Here is a 20,369-nt window from a genome sequence, read left to right on the forward strand (position 1 = left end):
GCGGTGGTCCCACCTGACCCCATGCCGAACTCAGAAGTGAAACGCCGTAGCGCCGATGGTAGTGTGGGGTCTCCCCATGTGAGAGTAGGGAACTGCCAGGCATCAATTAAGAAGAACCCCGTACCGTAAGGTGCGGGGTTTTTTGCTTTGTACGTAGAAAACATGCCGGATGGCGGCTTCCCCTTATCCGGCCTACAATTGTTAAAACAATTTTAACAATGGTGCCGCTTTGACTCGTCCCTTTGATTATCAACAAGATTTTGCCAATATTAATTTTCGCGAACATCCCGAACGGTATCAGGTTGGCCGGGGTGAGCAGGGCGTATTGATGGTCGAGCCTTATAAAAGCGAAATCCTGCCGCACTGGCGTTATAAAAATGCTGAAGTCGCAGCGCGTTCGGCAGAAGAGATCTACGCCCTTTTTGAAGAATACCGCAGGAAAAACGATTTTGTCGGCATGGATATGGCGCGTAAATTCATACAGATGGGATACACCCGTGCCCGGCGATACGCCAATCATAAAGGCGGTAAAAAGTATGATGAGAAGCTCCAGGTCAAACCCCTCGATCACGATCCAGTAAAAGCAGAAGCCGCTGCGGTGTTCAAAACGTGGTGGGATAAAATTCGTGCTGATGAAGATTATTTGCAGCGAAAAAAGGCTCACCAGCAAGCGTGGGGATAATTACTACGTCCGCTAATAATTCGATACCTGATCGAGTTCACAAAATCCAATGAAACATATTGGAAACATTTTATTTACCTAACGATTCGTTTTAAATCCGGTTTTACTGTTTGTGGGCAATGGCCCGCAATGTGAGACAGGGGATTTTAAAATGACAGAAACCGTAGCCAGTGCAGATACGGATAACACAAGTTTAGCAGGCAAGGATACTCGCCGTCGGGTTTGGGCAATCGTTGGAGCTTCATCGGGGAACCTTGTAGAGTGGTTTGATTTTTACGTCTATTCATTTTGTTCACTCTACTTTGCACATATCTTCTTCCCGTCAGGGAACACCACAACGCAGCTTCTGCAAACCGCAGGCGTTTTTGCCGCCGGGTTCCTGATGCGTCCCATTGGCGGATGGCTGTTCGGCAGGATCGCGGACAGGAAAGGGCGCAAGACATCCATGCTCATCTCCGTATGCATGATGTGCGTCGGCTCGCTGGTGATTGCCTGCCTGCCCGGATATGACACTATCGGAACATGGGCACCGGCGTTGTTGCTGCTGGCACGCCTGTTCCAGGGGCTGTCAGTGGGTGGCGAATACGGCACCAGCGCGACATACATGAGCGAAGTAGCTGTTGAAGGGCGCAAAGGTTTCTATGCATCATTCCAGTATGTAACCCTCATTGGCGGTCAGCTGCTGGCGTTACTGGTTGTGGTGATCCTTCAACAAATCCTTAGCGATGAAGATTTACGCGCCTGGGGCTGGCGCATCCCGTTTGCCCTGGGGGCTGCCCTGGCGGTTGTGGCGCTGTGGTTACGCCGTCAGCTTGATGAAACCTCCCAGCAGGAGGTCAGGGCGCTGAAAGAAGCCGGTTCGATGAAAGGGCTGTGGCGAAACCGCAAAGCGTTTTTGATGGTATTAGGCTTTACCGCCGCAGGCTCGCTAAGCTTCTATACCTTCACCACCTATATGCAAAAATATCTGGTCAACACCACGGGCATGCATGCTAACGTTGCGAGTGTCGTCATGACGGTGGCGTTACTGGTCTTTATGCTCATCCAGCCGATTGTTGGCGCGCTGTCGGACAAAATAGGTCGCCGCACCTCCATGCTGATCTTTGGTGGCATGCTCACCCTGGGGACTGTTCCGCTTTTGACGGCGCTACAGCATACAACCTCTCCCTATGCCGCTTTCGCTTTGATTATGGTGGCACTTATTATTATTAGTTTTTACACGGCAATCAGTGGCATTTTGAAAGCGGAAATGTTTCCCGCACAGGTGAGGGCGCTGGGCGTAGGCCTCTCTTATGCGGTCGCTAACGCCCTGTTCGGCGGTTCGGCAGAGTATGTCGCGCTATCCCTTAAGTCATGGGGCAGTGAATCGACCTTTTTCTGGTATGTCACCATCATGGGGGCGCTGGCGTTTATTGTCTCCCTGATGCTGCATCGTAAAGGAGAAGGTATCCGCCTTTAATAATGCGCCATCTGCCAGACGGCGTAGCCGGTTGTTGCCCCGGCTACGTCCCAGGCAAAATCTTTCCAGCTCCAGCCGCTTCCCGAGGGGCGGCTATCCCAAAGTTCTTTTGATGCCCCCAGGCTGATGGAGAACATCAGCCCCATTGTGGCACTTCGATCCCGGCTATAACCCTGGTGCAGCGCATATTCATTACCCGCAGCGGACAACATTGCAGACGCCAGAAAGTGTTGAGCTTTATCCTGACCCGACCAGTTATCATTAGCCATATGGCTGCAACCGGTCAGGAAAAGAGGGATTATCAGGAAAGGCGTACGCATTAACAGACTCCATAAAAAAGCCCCGTCGATGACAGGGCTCGTGTATTACAGAATGCGGCTGATGAGGCGGTCGATACGGATCCGACGTAGACGGCGAATCAGCTTGCGAACTTTCACCGGATAATCAGCGATGCTTTGCAGATCGCGATAATGACGAACCACTGTAGTATGCGTGCGTATAAGCTCCAGCTCACGATCGCGTTTCGCGGCTAACGCATGCTGAGGATCGTGAATAAGGATGGCGTTTTCCAGATCCAGACGCCAGGCGCGTGGGTTGAGATTATTACCGGTCAGCAGCATCCACTCATCATCCACCCACATTCCTTTGAGGTGATAGCTGTTGTCTTCATCTTTCCAGAGACGCACAACCAGCTGGTCCGTGTTCACATAGTACTGTAAACGGCTCAGGAAGCGGCGCAGGTTAATCTCATAGAGATAAGGCAGTGCGCCGATGATCTTGAAAGGTTGATCTTCCGGAATGAAAAAGTCATTTGCCGTTTTATCCCCGACAATAATTTCCACCTTTTTACCATCACGCAGCAGCTGAATGATATTACGCACCAGAACGGCTGGAAGGTTGAAGTACGGGGTGCAGATGGTGAGCTTATGCTCCGCGCACGGCATCAAATGGAAGATGGTCTTGTTCAGCAGGCTGGATTTTCCCAGGCCTACCAGAGGCGTAACGGACAGTTCTTCATTACTGGCATCCCCCTGAAAACGATAAACCGCATCGCGCAGTTCCTGGCGGAAGGAGCGAACGTCGTTTTTGATTTCCGGGCTTTTCGGACGATGAGGATCGTCAAGACGGTGCACACCCCGGCCATGAACCAGGTTTTTATCAACCCAGTTGAACATGATGTCGGCCATCTGCGGATTGCGGATCAGATGGTAGCGATCGTAGCGGTATTTATCGAGCTGATGGAGATACACATCATTCAGGCTGGCACCGCTATAAAGGACGCTGTCATCAATGATAAATCCTTTAAAATGAAGAACGCCAAGCGCTTCACGGGTATTCACCGGTACGCCATACACCGGGATATCAATACCCGGATTTTCCTGGGCCGTGTGGCAATACCAGTCAGCATTGGTATTCGAGGCAGCCGCTCCAATACGGCCGCGCTGAGCACGGTGCCAGTCAACCAGCACGCGAACATCCAGTTCTGGACGCTGACGTTTCGCTTCATAGAGCGCGTTCAGGATCGCACGCCCACCTTCATCTTGTTCAAGATAGAGCGCCACAATACAAATACGTCGCGTAGCGCTGGCAATCTTTTCAAGAAGCGTCTCCCGGAAATGAGCGGGAGCATAAAAGAACTCTACATCATCAACTGACTGAGAAATCTTCGGTAGTTGAGCAAGGTGTTGTTGATGTTTATTACGCTTAAATTTTGACAACATCACAGTGCGTTTCTTCTCTGTTCATTGAAGGGTTGTCTGTACCAGGCAAACAACATAAGCGGACAATGATACCCCAGTGCCGCGAAAAGTGGGTAACATTTCCAGCAGCTTACTCTTGTTTATCCGTCGAAATCAGGCTGAGGGACAGAGAGACAATGCCTTCATCCAGCTGGATATCAACGTCAAAACCGAGCTTCCGCGCCAGGGTCACCATACCCCGATTGTTTGGCATAGTAATGCCATTCAGGCGTGACAATCCGTGATCGCGCGTATAACCAATGAGTTTTTCGAGCAGCCGTCTGCCCAACCCCAAACCCTTAAGATCGGAACGCACCAGTACGGCAAACTCCGCATCCACGTTATCCGGGTCGGAAATGGCACGCGTCACGCCGAGGATCTCCTCTCCCGCTCCGGAACGGCGGACCGCCACAATCGCCATTTCTCGATCGTAGTCGATCTGGGTCATATTGGCTAAATCATCGTGGGTAAATTCATTGATTTCGCTGAAATAGCGATAGTACAAATCTTCCTTCGTCACCTGCGAGATGAACGCCCGCAGCAGCGGCTCGTCTTCCGGCAGGATAGGGCGAAACAGCGCCCGTTCCCCATTTTTCATCTCCACCCACTCTTCCAGATGAAGAGGATAAGGACGAATGGCGAGACGGCTTTCCCGATCACCGATAAAGGGCGCAATATCCAGCGTCACGTCCAGCGCGGTAAATTCATTTCCGGAGGCAAGAAGGGGGTGGATATCCAGGCGCTGGATCTCCGCACAGTCAACAATGAGGTTGGAGACCTTCACCAGAAAATGGCTTAACCCAGCGATATCAAGCGGCCTCAGAGCGCTTCTCCCGCGGATTTTTTTGCTTTTGATGGCCTGAATAATCAAATAACGCGCCAGGTTCATGTTTAGAGGAGGAAGCGCGACAACCGCCTGTTCTTCTGGCCGCCACTCAACGCCGCCTTCACCCAGCATAATGAGCGGACCAAAAACCGGATCGTGTTCGACAACCACGCGTAGCTCCTGCGCACCTGCACGGTTGGCCATGCTCTGCACCAGCAGGCCGTGGATCCGGGCCTGTGGCCACGTCATTTTTACGCGATCGATAATGGCATCCGCGGCCTGTTGTACTTCTGTCGCGGTGCGCAGATACAGCATGACGCCCTGCACATCCGATTTGTGCGGAATATCGGGAGAGCGCAGCTTCAGCGCGACCGGATAACCAATCTGCTCAGCGATATGTACCGCCTCAGCGCTGTCGCCGGCAATCCAGGTGGGCAGGGTTTGCATCCCATAGCTGCCAAGAATGGGTTGTACCTCATGTGTATCAAGAGAAGTGGCGCCCTCTTCGATGGCCTGCTGCAAAAGCCTGTGCACATCCACCGAATTTGCGGTGAGATTGCCCGGCAGGGCAGGCGTTTCACGCAGCTGCTTCTGGTTGCGGCGGTATTCAACCATATGCATAAACGCGGTAATGGTGCCCTCCGGGGTACGGTAGGTTGGCAACCCGGCTTCACTAAACAGACGCCGTGCCTCCTGGGAGGAGAACTCGCCGCACCAGTTGGTCAGCAGGGTAACGTATTTGCCGCGGGGATGGTTTCGGACTGCCTCAATCAGCGCACGCGCACTTTCGCTGCCTGGCGCAACCGCGCTGGGCGAATGGATAATCATCAGTGCATCAAAGTCCTGGCTATCGAGCAAAATCGTGATCGCCTTAATGTAACGATCGCTGCTGGCATCATCGCGCAAATCGAGGGGATTATCGGGAACAACGCTTCCCGGTAACGCGTCCCGCAGGCGCTGAAGCGTCTCTTCACCCAGCGTGGACAGCTTGCCGTTGCGTAGCCAGAGCTCGTCCAGCGCCAGGGCGGCGGGAGCGGCACCGTTGCTGACAATCATCAGTTTTTCACCGCGCAGGGGGCGCATGTGGCTTAACGTTTCAACGGCGGAAAAAAGCTCGTGTGTATCCTGTACCCGCAGTAAACCGGCGCGCTGGATCGCTGCATCCCATGCGGGATCCATCCCGGAACGGGAATGTAGCAGGCGCTGAGCCGCGGGGCTGCGCCCGCTTTTGATGACCAGTATCGGTTTATTTCGCGATGCGCTACGCGACGCCGACACAAAACGACGGGCGTCACTCAGGTGTTCAAGATAGAGCAGGATAGCGCTGGTTTTGCTGTCACGCGCCAGGAAATCCAGCAGCTCATCGACGTCAATGTCCAGGCTGTCGCCCAAAGCGATGAAGTAGGAAAATCCCATCTCACGCTGCTGCGCCCAGTCGAGGATGGTATTGGATACCGCAGCCGACTGCGAAATAAAGGCCAGTTTGCCTTTACGGATAGGAACCGGGGAAAAACTGGCATTCAGCCCTTGCCAGGGCGCAAGCAGACCGAGGCTGTTTGGACCAAGAATGCGCATCTGGTAGCGGCTGGCGCAGGCCAGCAGTTCGGGCTGCTGTTCAGGAGGCGAGGAAAGAATAATGCAGGTTTTACAGCCTTTCTGACCGAGCGACTCAAGCAGTTCGAGGTTTCGTTTCGCATGCGTACAGAGCACGGCGAGGTCGGGAACGAAAGGCAGGCTCTGCACATCCGGCCACGCCAGTACCCCCTGTACCGCCTTATAAGCGGGCGTAACGGGCATGACCGGGCCGTTAAACCCGCCAGCCAGCAGGTTACGCATCATCAGATACCCTGCGCGGTCCGGTTTCATCGAGGCGCCAATAACGGCAATGGATTTAGGACGGAGTAGCGCTTCTAACCCTCTCTGGCTCATGCAGGCCTCCCGTGAATGCAAGCGACCTGATGATTTTAAACGCTTTCTGTCTCTGTTGCTGTGACGCTACCCTTATGAACGGTTTTTCCCGCAAGATAACGTTCGCGGAAGCAGGAGAAGTGGGAGCCCAGCGCGCCGGCCGCCTGGGTATCGCCCGCCAGATCCAGTAGCGCAATAGCGACTTCAGCGGTGCAATATTGACCGTCGGCATGCGCTTCACGCAAGCGATAGGCCGAAACACGCGACAGATCGACGGAAATCACCGGCAGCGCATCAAGGTAAGGGCTTTTGCGAAACATCTTTCTCGCTTCGGTCCAGGTGCCGTCGAGCATAATAAACAGCGGCGGCTTACCGGATGGTGGCGCCGTAAGCACCTGACGTTGTTCGCCTGCATATGATGCCGGGAAAACGACCATGGGCTGATAGTCCGGGCTTGCCACCAGGTCGAGCAGAGCCTGAGGTGGCTCAGTGCGCGACCACTGAAACGCTGCGGTGTTGGGCAGAATATCGGCGATCAAACGCCCCGTGTTGCTGGGCTTCATCGGTTCGGTATCGAACATGACCAGACAAAAGCGGCTTTTCGCCTCGCTCGGTGCAAGCGTTTCGCACAGACACACTTTCAGCGGTAAAAGGCAGCGCTGGCAGCGGCGAATACGATTGCCTCGGGCCAGAAAAGGGCGGGTGGCGCGCGCAAGGCGCTCGGCGCGTAATTGAAGTACAGCGTTATCAGTCATGGGCGAAAAGGCAGGAAAAACCTCATTTTCGCAGAGGAGCGAACGGGGCACAAGGTATGCCCCGTGAATGTTACAGGGATTCGTTTAACCAGCTGTCGAAAGGCGCTTTCGGTACTGCACCATTGAGCATATCGATCACTTCACCATTTTTGAAAATCATAATGGTTGGAATGCTGCGAATGCGAAAACGGGCGCTGAGTTCACGTTCCGCTTCGGTATTCACTTTGACAAAACGCATTTTCCCGCTGCGCTCTTCAGCCACGTCTTCGAAGATGGGCGCAAAGTTACGGCAGGGGCCGCACCACGGTGCCCAGAAATCGACCACAACAGGCAGATCGTCCTTGAGGAGTTTGTCCAGCGTAGCACCCGTCGCGTTAATGACATCGCCATCAAATAATTCGTGGCCACAACGCCCGCATTTCGCACCGTCATCCATCCGATCGTCCGGAATGCGGTTTACAGCCTGACAGTTGGCACATACGGTATTCATAACTAACCTCTGATAGAGCCGTGGAACAACGGCAGAACGCCGATAATGTTTCTGATATGTTACATATTATCAGTGAGCTTGTATGAAACGACAATGCGTTTTATTCAATGGGAACAATAGTCACAGGCTTTTGTACGAAATTATGGCTATGAGCTTGCACATCGGGTAATCTGCGCGCTTCGCGCAGCGCTGGTGGAGAAAAGCATGAACGACGAAATGAAAAACAAAAGCGGCAAGGTCAAAGTGATGTATGTCCGCAGTGATGATGACTCTGATAAACGCACCCAAAATCCGCGTACCGGAAAAGGTGGCGGGCGTCCGGCGTCTTCTCGTGCAGACGGTGGCCGTCGCCCCGCCCGCGATGACAGAAATAACCGCGGCGATGACCGCAAACGTGATGACCGTAAGCGTGACGATCGCAAACGCGATGATGTTGTCCGTGACGGTGGATCGCCATGGCGTACCGTTTCTCGCGCGCCCGGTGAAGAGGCGACCGAAAAAGCCGATCACGGCGGTATCAGCGGAAAAAGCTTTATCGATCCGGAAGTGCTGCGTCGTCAGCGTGCGGAAGAGACCCGTGTCTACGGTGAGAACGCCTGTCAGGCCCTGTTCCAGAGCCGCCCGGAGTGTATTGTTCGTGCATGGTTTATTCAGAGCGTGACCCCGCGCTTTAAAGAAGCGCTGCGCTGGATGGCGGCGAACCGTAAAGCCTATCACGTGGTTGACGATGCCGAGCTGACAAAAGCGTCCGGGACTGAACACCACGGCGGCGTCTGCTTCCTGATCAAAAAACGTAACGGCACTACCGTGCAGCAGTGGGTCAGCCAGGCGGATGCCGATGACTGCGTGCTGGCGCTGGAAGATGTGGGTAACCCGCATAACCTGGGCGCTATGATGCGTAGCTGCGCGCACTTTGGCGTGAAAGGCGTTCTGTTGCAGGATGCCGCGCTGCTGGAATCCGGTGCGGCGATTCGTACTGCGGAAGGCGGTGCAGAGCATGTTCAGCCGATCACCGGCGACAGCGTGCTGGAAGCCCTGGAGCAATTCCGTAAAGCGGGCTACACCATTGTCACCACCTCAAGCCGTGCCGCTACGCCGCTGTTTAAAGCGACGCTGCCGCGCAAAATGGTGCTGGTGTTAGGTCAGGAGCGTGATGGTCTGTCTGATGCGGCACTCTCCAGCGCTGACCTGAGCGTCTCTATCGACGGCACAGGCAACGTTGAAAGCCTGAACGTATCCGTTGCGACCGGCGTGCTGCTGGCGGAATGGTGGCGTCAGAACAAGGCATAAGCCTTTTATGTGCCGGGCCTGACCCGGCACATTCAAACCCTACTCGCTCTCTGCGGGTAACACAGGCATCCAGTCAATCGGCTTTTCGCCACGCTTTTCCAGCCACTCATTCGTCAGAACAAAATGATTACTGCCAAAGAAACCGCGATGCGCAGACAGCGGCGACGGGTGCGGTGCCTTCAGCACGTAATGACGCTGACGATCGATAATCGCCCCTTTCTTTTGGGCATGCGAACCCCAGAGTAAAAACACGACGCCTTCACGATGCTCATTGATCAGGCTGATAACCTTATCGGTAAAGGTTTCCCATCCCAGACTGGCGTGGGAGTGTGCCTGACCCGCCCGGACGGTTAATACGGTATTCAGCAACAGCACGCCCTGGCGCGCCCAGCTTTCCAGATAACCGTGATTAGGGCGGGTAAAACCCGGAATCGTTCCTTCCAGCTCTTTATACATATTTAGCAGAGAAGGGGGGATGGCCACGCCCGGACGCACGGAAAATGCCAGTCCGTGAGCCTGCCCGGGGCCGTGGTACGGATCCTGCCCCAGGATAACCACCTTTACATCACTCAGTTCGGTGTAGCGGAAGGCGTTAAACACATCTTTCTGCGGCGGATAAATTGTCTGGCCGGCCTGCCGTTCAGCCGCAACGGTACTGAGGGTGTTAATAAAATAGGGCTGCTGCTTCTCTTCTGCCAGCACGTCATGCCAGGTTAAAGGTGTTGTCATCTCGCTCTCCTGCGAATCTCATTCTGTGTCTAGCTTACCTGTTAAACACCAATGAGCAAAATTACCCGCGGAAAACCAAGCTAAGTGACTCAATTTATGTTGAAAACCAGGCTGGATAAGTTGAATTGGTAAACTTTTAAAATTGATCTAAAACAAAAAATACAGACCACACTCTTTGTATGGTTGGTGGTTTTGTTGATTTAAATCAATAAATCACCCGGGTCTGAATGTTATATATACACACAACAAACAATGGTTTTACCAATTGGCCGCAAAAGGCCAGCATCAGTTAATGTAGCCTAAGGGAGGCAACACATGATTACAGGTATCCAGATTACTAAAGCTGCAAATGACGATCTGCTGAACTCTTTCTGGCTGCTGGACAGCGAGAAAAACGAAGCGCGCTGTGTAGTAGCGAAAGCAGGTTTTGCGGAAGACGAAATCGTTCCGGTGAGCAAACTGGGCGAAATTGAATACCGTGAAATTCCAATGCAAGTGCAGCCAGAAGTACGCGTGGAAGGTGGTCAGCACCTGAACGTTAACGTCCTGCGTCGCGAAACGCTGATGGATGCCGTTGAGCACCCGGAAAAATACCCGCAGCTGACCATCCGTGTGTCTGGCTATGCGGTGCGTTTCAACTCTCTGACCCCGGAACAGCAGCGCGACGTTATCGCGCGTACCTTTACTGAAAGCCTGTAAGGTTTCAGTTTCGGGGGGGGGAATAAAAAAGCCGGGAATGTCCCGGCTTTTTTTTACTCTTCAGTTTTTGTCTCTGGCGCAGCAGAACTTGGCTTACGGCGCTTACCAATATTTTTGGTATCGCGGTGGCGCTGTTTAACGCGCGGCTTCTCTTTTTCTTTCTCTTTTCTCTCAGCACGTTTCGCGAGCGCTTTCTTGGACGGTTTACCCGTCATTTTTTCACTCGGCGCACGTGTGGTCGGACGAAGCCCGTCAATCACGCGAGCTTTCAGCGGCTCCTCAACGTAGCGGCCAATTTTCTGTAGCAGCAGATGGTCGTGCGCTTCTACCAGAGAGATAGCAATACCTTTGCGGCCCGCACGGCCGGTACGACCAATACGGTGCAGGTAAGTATCACCGCTGCGCGGCATATCAAAGTTGATTACGTGGCTCACGTCCGGGATGTCGATCCCACGCGCGGCAACATCGGTGGCAACCAGCACATTCACGCGGCCATCGGTCAGGCGCTTAATCCCTTCGGTTCGCTTAACCTGCGCCATTTCACCTTCGAGATAGCAGTTGTTAATGCCGGCGTTGCGCAGCATTTCTGCCAGCTCATGCACGCGCTCACGTTTGCGTACGAAGACGATGGTACGGGTTGCCTCTTCCTGCTTCAGCAGGTGTTTCAACAACTCAACCTTATGCTCAAGGTTATCTGCGCGGTAGTACCACTGGTGGATCTTCTTACGCTCACGGGTCGATGGCGTAGCGGACACTTCCACCGGATCTTCCAGCAGACGTTCGGCGAAATCTTTAATGGCATCCCCTTCAAGGGTTGCCGAGAACAGCATTGTCTGATTACGCCAGCGCGTTTCACCCGCGATGTGTTCGATATCCTGGGCAAAGCCCATGTCCAGCATGCGGTCAGCTTCATCGAGAATCAGCGTTTCCACCGCGCGGCAGTCGAAGTTCTCTTCTTTTATGTATTGCAGCAGACGGCCCGTCGTCGCGACAACGATATCCTGGTTTTCGCTGAACACTTCGGCGTGGTTCATATACGCTACGCCGCCGGTGATGGTCGCGATATCCAGATGGGTGTTCGCCGCCAGCTCACGCGCGTGTTCGGCAACCTGCATCGCCAGTTCACGGGTCGGGGTCAGGATCAAAATGCGCGGCGGGCCTGATTTTTTACGCGGAAAGTCGAGCAAATGCTGCAACACAGGCAGCAAGTAGGCTGCTGTCTTCCCCGTGCCGGTTGGCGCAGAACCGAGCACATCGCGGCCCTCAAGCGCAGGCGGAATGGCCGCGGCCTGAATGGCGGTCGGGCGTGTAAAGCCTTTGCTCTCAAGGGCATTGAGCAGGCTTTCATCGAGTTCAAGTTCGGAAAAAGTCGTTACAGTCATGTTCTACCTCTGTGTGGGGCGCTGATTATAGACGTTACGGCTGTAATCTTCATCTGTTTGTATGGATATCGCTTTTCGACCACTTCGCTTTCCCCTATGCTACTCCAGTTTCACTCAGAAGGTTGCCCTGACATGTCTCAACTCAAAGCGCAGTTGCGCCGCGATGGTTTTACGTTTAAACAGTTTTTTGTGGCGCACGATCGTTGTGCGATGAAAGTCGGTACAGACGGTATTTTACTGGGTGCATGGGCGCCTGTCGCAGGTGTAAAACGCATTCTGGATATTGGTACGGGCAGCGGACTTCAGGCGCTGATGCTGGCGCAGCGAACGGAAGAACACGTCACGATCGACGCCGTTGAGCTTGACCCTCAGGCGTCCCGGCAGGCAAGTGAAAACGCTGCCGACTCTCCGTGGGCAGATCGCATCAGGGTAGAATGCGCCGATGTCCTGACCTGGGCGCCGGAGCAAACCGCGCGTTACGATTTGATTGTCAGCAATCCGCCGTATTTCACGCCAGGCGTGGAATGTGGAACGCCAGAACGCGAGCAGGCACGTTACACCGGCTCGCTCGATCACAAGGCGCTACTGACCAGTGCGGCGGAGCTCATCTCGGAAGAGGGATTTTTCTGCGTGGTCTTGCCTGAAAGCACGGGTAATACCTTCATTGAGATCGCACGGGGGATCGGCTGGAATCTGCGTCTTCGTACCGATATTTCGGATACGGAAGGACGCTTACCGCACCGCGTGTTGCTGGCGCTCTCGCCGAAAGAGGGGGAATGCTTTATCGACAGGATGGTCATTCGTGGGCCAGACCAGCGTTATTCCGAAGATTACACTGCCCTGACCCAGGCCTTTTATCTGTTTATGTGAACCTGCGGCGTCAACACCGACGGGCCGGACATTTCAAGCGGTTCGGGATAGTCCAGCGTATAATGCAGGCCACGGCTCTCTTTGCGCATCATCGCACAGCGCACAATCAGCTCGGCAACCTGCACAAGGTTGCGCAGCTCCAGCAGATTATTAGAAACGCGGAAGTTGGCGTAATATTCATCAATTTCCTGCTGCAACATCATGATGCGGCGTAACGCGCGTTCCAGACGCTTCGTTGTGCGTACAATCCCGACATAATCCCACATGAAAAGCCGCAGCTCGTGCCAGTTATGCTGGATAACCACCAGTTCGTCCGGGTTTTCTACCCGACTTTCATCCCATGCCGGCAAGTGTGTTGTCGGACGTGCATAGGGCATGCGTTTGGTAATATCTTCCGCAGCCGACCACCCATACACCAGACACTCCAGCAGCGAGTTTGAGGCCATGCGATTCGCACCATGCAGGCCGGTGTAGCTGACCTCGCCGATCGCATACAAACCATCCACGTCGGTACGACCATGATCGTCAACCATCACCCCGCCACAGGTATAGTGTGCGGCAGGTACAATCGGCACCGGATCGCGGGTTAAATCAATACCCAGACTCAGCAGCTTTTCATAAATCATCGGGAAGTGCTGGCGAATAAAGTCTTCCGGTTTATGGCTAATGTCCAGATACATACAGTCGACGCCAAGCCGCTTCATCTCGTGGTCAATGGCGCGGGCCACGATATCCCGCGGGGCAAGTTCACCTCGGGGGTCGAAGTCCGGCATAAACCGGGAACCGTCCGGACGCTTCAGATACGCGCCTTCGCCGCGCAACGCTTCAGTTAACAGGAAGTTACGTGCCTGCGGGTGGAAAAGGGCGGTAGGATGGAACTGATTAAACTCCATATTCGCCACGCGGCAGCCTGCGCGCCAGGCCATGGCGATACCGTCTCCGGAGGCGATATCCGGGTTAGTCGTGTACTGGTAAACCTTGGAGGCGCCGCCAGTCGCCAGCACAACGGCTTTTGCCTGGCAGGTTTCCACCTTCTCTTTATTCCGATTCCACACCCATGCGCCGACAACACGGCGCGTGCCGGGCAGGCCAATCTTATCGGAAATAATCAGGTCGACGGCATTGCTGCGCTCCAGCACCCGAATATTAGGATGGCTGAGGGCTTTGCTGACCAGCGTGGTTTCAACCGCTTTTCCGGTTGCATCAGCAGCGTGCAGAATACGGCGGTGGCTGTGCCCGCCTTCACGGGTCAGGTGATAGCTCTCTTCACCATTAGGCTGAACATGCGTATCAAACAGCACGCCCTGATCGATAAGCCATTGCACGCAGTGGCGGGCATTGCTGGCGACAAACTCTGCCGCATGCTCATCCACGATCCCGGCGCCGGCAATCAGGGTGTCTTCTACGTGCGAGGCTATACTATCCGTTTCATCAAACACGGCGGCAATACCGCCTTGTGCATAGAAGGTGGAACCTTCGCTCATCGGCCCTTTACTCAGCACGATTACGTTCTGATGTTCCGCCAGGCGCAGTGCGAGGGAGAGGCCGGCAGCACCGCTGCCGATGATCAGTACATCACAATGAAGTTCAGGCGTCGTGTTCATGATGTTTGTTTAATTTACTAAACATGGTGTGGGGAGAATAGCATTGCGATGCGAGATATCGCACGTTTTTTTTGATGTGTGTTGCAATGACTAAACGAAAGGCCGGAAGTTAAATCTGTGCTAAATGGCCGGAAATATTTTGCGAAGCAGATCGTTAGCTTCAGATTTTGTGGTGAAATAAAGCCTGTGTTGCGTTACTCTTCTGACGATAAAGTTGATGATTCTTGTCAGAAAGCGGGTGCGTATCGTGAACAGACTTATAATGAGAGAAAATGAACGGTCTGCGGCGCGATGAACAAAAACAAAGGCGTTACGGAACTTATTGAAGAACAGACACTCTAATTCGGTGCTTGCTCAAAGTGCAATGTTGTTAGAGTGGCGTTTCGATAACGCGTGGAATTTGGTTTGGGGAGACATTACCTCGGATGAGCGAGCAGTTAACGGACCAGGTCCTGGTTGAACGGGTCCAGAAGGGAGATCAGAAAGCTTTTAACCTACTGGTGGTGCGCTACCAGCATAAGGTAGCGAGTCTGGTTTCCCGCTATGTACCGTCAGGCGATGTTCCTGATGTGGTGCAAGAGTCTTTTATTAAGGCCTATCGCGCGCTGGATTCATTCCGGGGGGATAGTGCTTTTTATACCTGGCTGTATCGTATTGCAGTCAATACGGCTAAGAATTATTTGGTTGCTCAGGGCCGTCGTCCGCCTTCAAGTGACGTTGACGCTATCGACGCAGAAAACTTCGAAAGTGGCGGCGCGCTGAAAGAAATTTCGAACCCTGAGAACTTAATGTTGTCAGAAGAACTGAGACAAATCGTTTTTCGCACGATCGAGTCGCTCCCGGAAGATTTACGCATGGCAATTACGTTACGGGAGCTGGATGGCCTAAGCTATGAAGAGATAGCCGCCATCATGGATTGTCCGGTCGGCACGGTTCGTTCACGAATTTTCCGTGCGCGAGAAGCCATTGATAATAAAGTTCAACCGCTTATCAGGCGTTGACGATAGCGGGATACTGGAAAAGGTATTAGGCATGCAGAAAGAAAAACTTTCCGCTTTAATGGATGGTGAAACGCTGGATAATGAGCTGCTCGATGAGTTGTCTCATTCTCCCGAAATGCAACAGACCTGGGAGAGCTATCATCTTATCCGCGACTCTCTGCGCGGTGATACCAGCGAGGTTCTCCATTTCGATATCTCAGCACGCGTTATGGCGGCCATTGAGAACGAACCTGTTCATCAGACCACGCCGCTGATTCCTGAAGCGCAGCCTGCACCTCACCAATGGCAGAAAATGCCGTTCTGGCACAAGGTGCGTCCATGGGCCAGCCAGCTCACCCAAATGGGGGTCGCTGCGTGCGTATCGCTTGCAGTTATCGTTGGGGTCCAGCACTATAATACTCAGTCTGAAGCCAATCAGCAGCCTGAAGCGCCAGTGTTCAATACGCTGCCGATGATGGGTAAAGCCAGCCCGGTTAGCCTGGGCGTACCGGCAGATGCCTCCGCAAGCGGCGGACAGCAACAGCAGGTACAGGAGCAGCGCCGTCGCATTAATGCGATGTTGCAGGATTACGAGTTGCAGCGCCGTCTGCACTCCGAGCAGCTTCAGTTTGAGCAGGCCCAAACCCAGCAGGCTGCTGTGCAGGTGCCAGGAAACCAAACTTTAGGAACGCAATCGCAGTAATGAAGCAACTTTGGTTCGCCATGTCTTTGATGGCGGGTAGCCTGTTCTTCTCTGCTAACGCCTCGGCTGATGTTTCATCCGGGGCGTTGTTGCAGCAAATGAACCTGGCCAGCCAGTCACTCAATTACGAGTTGGCATTTATCAGCATCAATAAGCAGGGTGTCGAATCGTTACGCTATCGCCACGCCCGCCTTGATAACCAGCCGCTCGCCCAGCTTTTACAGATGGATGGCCCGCGTCGGGAAGTGGTCCAGCGTGGGAACGAAATCAGCTATTTCGAGCCTGGCCTTGAGCCGTTTACGCTCAATGGTGACTACATCGTTGACTCCCTGCCGTCGCTCATTTACACCGATTTTAAACGTCTCGCCCCCTACTATGATTTTATCTCGGTGGGGCGAACGCGTATTGCCGACAGGCTGTGCGAAGTGATCCGCGTTGTCGCGCGGGATGGGACACGTTACAGCTATATCGTCTGGATTGACGCAGAGACGAAGCTTCCGATGCGCGTTGATCTGCTCGATCGCGACGGTGAGACGCTGGAGCAGTTCCGCGTGATCTCCTTCGATGTGAACAGTCAGGTTGGCAACAGCATGCAGAATCTGGCCAAAGCCAGCCTGCCGCCTTTGCTTTCCGTGCCTGCCGGCGATTCTGTCAATTTTAACTGGGTACCATCCTGGATCCCGCAAGGGTTCAGCGAAGTTTCCAGCAGCCGTCGCCAGCTCCCAACCATCGAAACACCGGTTGAGTCGCGACTCTATTCCGATGGGCTGTTTAGCTTCTCGGTGAATATCAATCGCGCTACGGCGAACAGTTCCGAACAGATGCTCCGTACCGGTCGCCGGACGGTCAGCACGACGGTGCGCGATAATGCGGAAATTACCATTGTCGGTGAATTACCGCCGCCAACGGCAAAACGTATTTCAGACAGCATTAAATTCAGGGCTGCGCAATGATTAAAGAGTGGGCCACGGTCGTATCCTGGCAGGATGGCGTAGCGCTTGTCAGCTGTGACGTTAAAGCATCATGCAGCAGCTGCGCTTCGCGAGCCGGTTGCGGCAGCCGCGTGTTGAATAAGCTGGGGCCGCAAACGTCGCACACTATTGCTGTGCCGAGCGATCAGCCGCTGGTGGCAGGGCAAAAAGTGGAGCTGGGCATCGCTGAAGGTAGCCTGCTCACTTCCGCCATGCTGGTTTACCTTTCTCCGCTGGCAGGTCTGTTCGTGATGGGCGGGGTTTTCCAGATGCTGTTCGGCACAGATTTGGCCGCCATGTGCGGTGCCGCTTTGGGCGGCGTGGGCGGGTTCTGGCTTGCTAAAGGCGTTTCCCCAAGGCTTGCCGCCCGGGAAGCGTGGCAGCCCGTTATCCTCAGCGTTGCACTGGCACCCGACCAACTTCGTGTTGAGACGCTCTCTTCTGAGGCCCGGTAATCTGCCGGGCTTTATTATTATTTACATCGCAATAAAGAAAACGCCGTCTCTTCGCGCTATACCTGGCTCTAAGTGCATTTCCAGCTGACGAGGATGTAGTGTAGAATGCTGCGTTTTCGCACTGAAAAACGTCAGGCTAAGAACAGCGGCCTCCAGGAATTCGTAAGGCATAATTATTTAACTATATGAAGAACATACGTAACTTTTCGATCATTGCTCACATCGATAATTGATACCCCGCCAGCCTCCGCAAACCTCCGACAAAAACGCCTCAAGATCCCCATCAAATCAGCCTTTCCAAAAATTATACTGTTTGCATGTACAGTCAACCTACGACATCATAAGTCATGGTTTTTGTGTCCACCAGTGCGTCCATATTCTATGATGGACACATAACCTCCCGTTCTGATGGACACACGCAGGGACAAATCATGGCTATTTCAGATAGTTATCTAAAGTCGTGCCTTGGGCGCGAACGAGACAAAGTTGAAGAAAAGGCAGACCGTGATGGTCTGTGGGTACGCATCTCCAAAAAGGGGGCCGTTACTTTTTTCTACCGATTCCGCTTCCTGGGCAAACAGGACAAGATGACGATCGGCAGCTATCCGGAGTTCGGATTAAAAGCCGCGCGCGATGAAGTCGCAAAGTGGGCAGCTATTCTTGCCCGTGGCGAAAACCCTCGGATCAGGCAAAGCCTCGATAAAGCCAAGATTAACAGCCAGTACACCTTCGAAGAGCTGTTCCGTGAATGGCACTCAATAGTCTGCATTCAGAAAGAATCAGCCGGGCAGGTCCTCCGCTCGTTTGAACTGCACGTTTTCCCCAAGCTCGGGAAATACCCTGCGCATCAGCTCACGCTACACAACTGGCTCACTGTCCTGGACAGATTGGCCCAGGGTTACAGCGAGATCACCCGGCGCGTGATCAGCAACGGCCGACAGTGTTATTCCTGGGCAGTGAAACGGCAACTGCTGGAAGTTAACCCGCTGTCAGAAATGTCTGGGCGTGATTTCGGCATCCAGAAACAAATGGGTGAGCGAACCCTGGACCGTAAAGAACTGGCGATTGTCTGGCGAGCCATTGAGGATTCCCGCCTCATTGAGCGAAACAAGATCCTCTATAAATTGTCTCTGATATGGGCGTGCAGGGTTGGCGAACTCCGGCAGGCTGAAGTCGCACACTTTGATTTTGAAGAAGGGATCTGGACTGTTCCATGGGAAAACCACAAGACAGGGCGGAAGACAAAGAAACCGATAATTCGACCTATCATCCCGGAAATGCTCCCGCTGATAAAACGGGCCATTGAGCTGGCGCCAGGACGCTTTGTTTTTTCAAAATATGAAGACAAGCCGATGAGTGAAGGCTTCCATATGAGCATCAGCAGTAACCTGGTTAAGTTCATGCTCAAGGCCTATAACGAGCAGGTCCCACACTTTACTATTCATGATCTGCGCAGGACTGCGCGAACGAATTTCTCAGAGCTAACCGAGCCGCATATCGCCGAAATAATGCTTGGCCACAAACTGCCTGGTGTGTGGTCAGTGTACGACAAGCACACCTATGTTGAGGAAATGAGAGTGGCATATGGTAAGTGGTGGGCCCGACTTATGAGCATCGTCGAGCCCGACATTCTGGAGTTCACGCCGCGTCAGGTCGGGTGAGACGGCCTTTATCATCACGGGTTAGGTTCAGGTGAGACATCGGCTTACGGGTTGATCGTGACATCTCTTTAATCTGCCAGGCGGTGACTTTGGTTCTGAGCCATTTATTGGGTCCACCCATGTAAGCGCAATCTGGCTCAGGGAAAGGGTTCTCGTTTGGGGCTCTTTTCCTGTAGCGTTCGAGCGTACGTGAGGAAATACACAGCTGCCCGCAGATGTCTTTAGTGCTCATCAGCTCAAATTTATTCGTTGCTTTGCTCATCTTCGTTCTCCAAGGGCCCCAACCGGGGCCGTTTGATAATTCTTTATCAGGACGCCTGGCCGGGAAGGGCACGCAAGCGGCGCATGCCTGTCATTGCCGTGGCCACATAGCTCGCCTTGCGGTTCACCACCTCCACCCAGACCTTCACGCCTTCAACCTTCACCGTATACGTCTCTTTCATCTTGCTGCGCCCATAGTCGCCGTATCTTTGCTGGTGGGCTGCCAGCGCGATGTCGCATGCCTGACGCGCTAACGGGGATTGCTGGTTACCTCGGTTAATCAGTCGCATGGCCATCTCCTTCGATACGCTTAAACTTGATCACATAGACCCATGGGTTAGCGCGCCAGCTGTCAGAACCGTAGATAGACCGCCATAACGCTGCGTAAGCCTCTTTAACGTCACGTGCCGAGGAGCCAGAAATTCCCTCCGAACGTGCGTCTTCCTCACTGATATCGTTCAGCTGCTCGACCCGTACATCGGTGATCTCCAGCAGAATACGGCTGGCCCAGCGCGGCATGTGGATGCTGGGTGTCCAGCGGACATCCTCTGCCGGCGGCACGTTCTCGTAATGAGTTGGAACATGCGCAGGGTAATTCGCGCGATAAAGTTTCAGATCCGGCGCGCTTGCTCCAGCCTCTGCCCACGTCTCCCGCACCCAGATGCGATCACCGACGACACCGAACGGGCAATGGATTGCGATATCTTCAATTTTCGGCAACAACAGTCCGTTAAGAGGCCTGCTTAAACACATACCGGATAAACTTCCGCTTAATGTTCCCTCTGGCTGCGGCTTGATGATCCGCCGCGTCTGCGTCTTCCGTCCATCGAGGATCGCCCGCACCATCTCACCGTTAAAAATCATTCCGCGTTCGATAATTTTCGTCATATCGTTACCGGGAGGGC

At 53.7% G+C, this 20,369-nt stretch carries 21 protein-coding genes and 1 rRNA gene; 11 read left to right on the forward strand and 11 right to left on the reverse strand.

The genetic code is table 11. The features are described 5' to 3' along the window. The 3 genes from rrf to ACOTY5_RS15625 form a co-directional block, all read left to right on the forward strand. Nucleotides 1-101: ribosomal RNA gene (gene rrf / locus ACOTY5_RS15615) — 5S ribosomal RNA — on the forward strand; the annotation flags it as partial. Nucleotides 102-229: 128 nt separating this feature from the next. Continuing rightward, a complete protein-coding gene (locus ACOTY5_RS15620) occupies nucleotides 230-682 on the forward strand; it encodes a DUF4385 domain-containing protein (protein WP_045142466.1) in 453 nt (150 codons plus the stop codon). Between the two features lie 151 nt (nucleotides 683-833). Continuing rightward, the gene (locus tag ACOTY5_RS15625; RefSeq protein WP_045142467.1) at nucleotides 834-2,141 is read left to right on the forward strand and encodes an MFS family transporter; all 1,308 of its coding nucleotides are present in this window, start codon (nucleotides 834-836) and stop codon (nucleotides 2,139-2,141) included. On the opposite strand, the gene ACOTY5_RS15630 is transcribed toward ACOTY5_RS15625, so the two are convergent. The 5 genes from ACOTY5_RS15630 to trxC form a co-directional block, all read right to left on the reverse strand. Next, on the reverse strand, nucleotides 2,138-2,461 hold the full coding sequence (locus ACOTY5_RS15630) for a YfiM family lipoprotein (protein WP_003860739.1): 324 nt from the start codon (nucleotides 2,459-2,461) through the stop codon (nucleotides 2,138-2,140). The genes ACOTY5_RS15625 and ACOTY5_RS15630 overlap by 4 nt on opposite strands. Nucleotides 2,462-2,506: 45 nt before the next feature. Continuing rightward, nucleotides 2,507-3,862, reverse strand: a complete 1,356-nt coding sequence (pssA, locus tag ACOTY5_RS15635; RefSeq protein WP_023304259.1) for a CDP-diacylglycerol--serine O-phosphatidyltransferase — start codon at nucleotides 3,860-3,862, stop codon at nucleotides 2,507-2,509. A gap of 109 nt (nucleotides 3,863-3,971) precedes the next feature. Then, nucleotides 3,972-6,635, reverse strand: a complete 2,664-nt coding sequence (locus tag ACOTY5_RS15640; RefSeq protein ID WP_045142468.1) for a bifunctional acetate--CoA ligase family protein/GNAT family N-acetyltransferase — start codon at nucleotides 6,633-6,635, stop codon at nucleotides 3,972-3,974. Nucleotides 6,636-6,670: 35 nt separating this feature from the next. Continuing rightward, nucleotides 6,671-7,369: a tRNA-uridine aminocarboxypropyltransferase gene (gene tapT, locus ACOTY5_RS15645; protein ID WP_015572132.1), complete on the reverse strand. Its 699-nt coding sequence runs from the start codon at nucleotides 7,367-7,369 to the stop codon at nucleotides 6,671-6,673. 70 nt (nucleotides 7,370-7,439) lie between these two features. Then, nucleotides 7,440-7,859, reverse strand: coding sequence for a thioredoxin TrxC (gene trxC / locus ACOTY5_RS15650; RefSeq protein WP_032649129.1), 420 nt, complete (start codon nucleotides 7,857-7,859; stop codon nucleotides 7,440-7,442). A 204-nt stretch (nucleotides 7,860-8,063) separates the two neighbouring features. On the opposite strand from trxC, the gene ACOTY5_RS15655 reads away from it, so the two are divergent. Further along, nucleotides 8,064-9,149 (forward strand): tRNA/rRNA methyltransferase, encoded by a 1,086-nt coding sequence (locus ACOTY5_RS15655; RefSeq protein ID WP_017383555.1) that lies wholly within the window; start codon nucleotides 8,064-8,066, stop codon nucleotides 9,147-9,149. Nucleotides 9,150-9,188: 39 nt separating this feature from the next. Here the strand turns inward: ACOTY5_RS15655 and ung are convergent, their stop codons facing one another. Further along, nucleotides 9,189-9,878, reverse strand: coding sequence for a uracil-DNA glycosylase (ung, locus tag ACOTY5_RS15660; RefSeq protein ID WP_032654620.1), 690 nt, complete (start codon nucleotides 9,876-9,878; stop codon nucleotides 9,189-9,191). 315 nt (nucleotides 9,879-10,193) lie between these two features. On the opposite strand from ung, the gene grcA reads away from it, so the two are divergent. Further along, nucleotides 10,194-10,577, forward strand: coding sequence for an autonomous glycyl radical cofactor GrcA (gene grcA, locus ACOTY5_RS15665; protein ID WP_003860727.1), 384 nt, complete (start codon nucleotides 10,194-10,196; stop codon nucleotides 10,575-10,577). 53 nt (nucleotides 10,578-10,630) lie between these two features. On the opposite strand, the gene srmB is transcribed toward grcA, so the two are convergent. Next, a complete protein-coding gene (gene srmB, locus ACOTY5_RS15670; RefSeq protein WP_017383554.1) occupies nucleotides 10,631-11,959 on the reverse strand; it encodes an ATP-dependent RNA helicase SrmB in 1,329 nt (442 codons plus the stop codon). Between the two features lie 132 nt (nucleotides 11,960-12,091). On the opposite strand from srmB, the gene trmN reads away from it, so the two are divergent. After that, nucleotides 12,092-12,829, forward strand: a complete 738-nt coding sequence (trmN, locus tag ACOTY5_RS15675; RefSeq protein ID WP_032649123.1) for a tRNA(1)(Val) (adenine(37)-N(6))-methyltransferase TrmN — start codon at nucleotides 12,092-12,094, stop codon at nucleotides 12,827-12,829. On the opposite strand, the gene nadB is transcribed toward trmN, so the two are convergent. Continuing rightward, nucleotides 12,814-14,433: an L-aspartate oxidase gene (nadB, locus tag ACOTY5_RS15680; protein WP_017692868.1), complete on the reverse strand. Its 1,620-nt coding sequence runs from the start codon at nucleotides 14,431-14,433 to the stop codon at nucleotides 12,814-12,816. The two genes, trmN and nadB, sit on opposite strands and share 16 nt — an antisense overlap. 425 nt (nucleotides 14,434-14,858) lie before the next feature. Between nadB and rpoE the strand changes: the two genes are divergently transcribed. The 5 genes from rpoE (at nucleotide 14,859) to ACOTY5_RS15705 (ending at nucleotide 19,203) form a co-directional block, all read left to right on the forward strand. Further along, nucleotides 14,859-15,434, forward strand: coding sequence for an RNA polymerase sigma factor RpoE (gene rpoE, locus ACOTY5_RS15685; protein ID WP_006176728.1), 576 nt, complete (start codon nucleotides 14,859-14,861; stop codon nucleotides 15,432-15,434). A 31-nt stretch (nucleotides 15,435-15,465) separates the two neighbouring features. Further along, nucleotides 15,466-16,116 (forward strand): anti-sigma-E factor RseA, encoded by a 651-nt coding sequence (gene rseA / locus ACOTY5_RS15690; protein ID WP_015572138.1) that lies wholly within the window; start codon nucleotides 15,466-15,468, stop codon nucleotides 16,114-16,116. Next, nucleotides 16,116-17,069 (forward strand): sigma-E factor regulatory protein RseB, encoded by a 954-nt coding sequence (rseB, locus tag ACOTY5_RS15695; protein WP_003860717.1) that lies wholly within the window; start codon nucleotides 16,116-16,118, stop codon nucleotides 17,067-17,069. The genes rseA and rseB overlap by 1 nt, the downstream gene beginning before the upstream one ends. Further along, nucleotides 17,066-17,542: a SoxR-reducing system protein RseC gene (gene rseC, locus ACOTY5_RS15700; RefSeq protein WP_006811609.1), complete on the forward strand. Its 477-nt coding sequence runs from the start codon at nucleotides 17,066-17,068 to the stop codon at nucleotides 17,540-17,542. The genes rseB and rseC overlap by 4 nt, the downstream gene beginning before the upstream one ends. A gap of 431 nt (nucleotides 17,543-17,973) precedes the next feature. Then, entirely contained in the window at nucleotides 17,974-19,203 is a 1,230-nt protein-coding gene (locus ACOTY5_RS15705; protein WP_045142470.1) for a tyrosine-type recombinase/integrase, read from the forward strand. Here the strand turns inward: ACOTY5_RS15705 and xis are convergent. Genes xis through ACOTY5_RS15720 form a run of 3 tightly spaced genes read right to left on the reverse strand, consistent with a single transcriptional unit; the run spans nucleotide 19,181 to nucleotide 20,352 of the window. Beyond that, nucleotides 19,181-19,465: an excisionase Xis gene (xis, locus tag ACOTY5_RS15710; protein WP_022651668.1), complete on the reverse strand. Its 285-nt coding sequence runs from the start codon at nucleotides 19,463-19,465 to the stop codon at nucleotides 19,181-19,183. The two genes, ACOTY5_RS15705 and xis, sit on opposite strands and share 23 nt — an antisense overlap. Before the next feature lie 46 nt (nucleotides 19,466-19,511). Continuing rightward, on the reverse strand, nucleotides 19,512-19,754 hold the full coding sequence (locus ACOTY5_RS15715; RefSeq protein WP_017692869.1) for a DUF4060 family protein: 243 nt from the start codon (nucleotides 19,752-19,754) through the stop codon (nucleotides 19,512-19,514). Next, a complete protein-coding gene (locus ACOTY5_RS15720) occupies nucleotides 19,741-20,352 on the reverse strand; it encodes a hypothetical protein (protein WP_045142471.1) in 612 nt (203 codons plus the stop codon). Before ACOTY5_RS15720 ends, ACOTY5_RS15715 begins: the two co-directional genes overlap by 14 nt. Nucleotides 20,353-20,369: the final 17 nt, after the last annotated feature.

Origin of the sequence: Enterobacter cloacae complex sp. SHL018 (assembly GCF_049237905.1) — a bacterium.
In the GTDB taxonomy this organism is placed as follows: domain Bacteria; phylum Pseudomonadota; class Gammaproteobacteria; order Enterobacterales; family Enterobacteriaceae; genus Enterobacter; species Enterobacter hormaechei_C.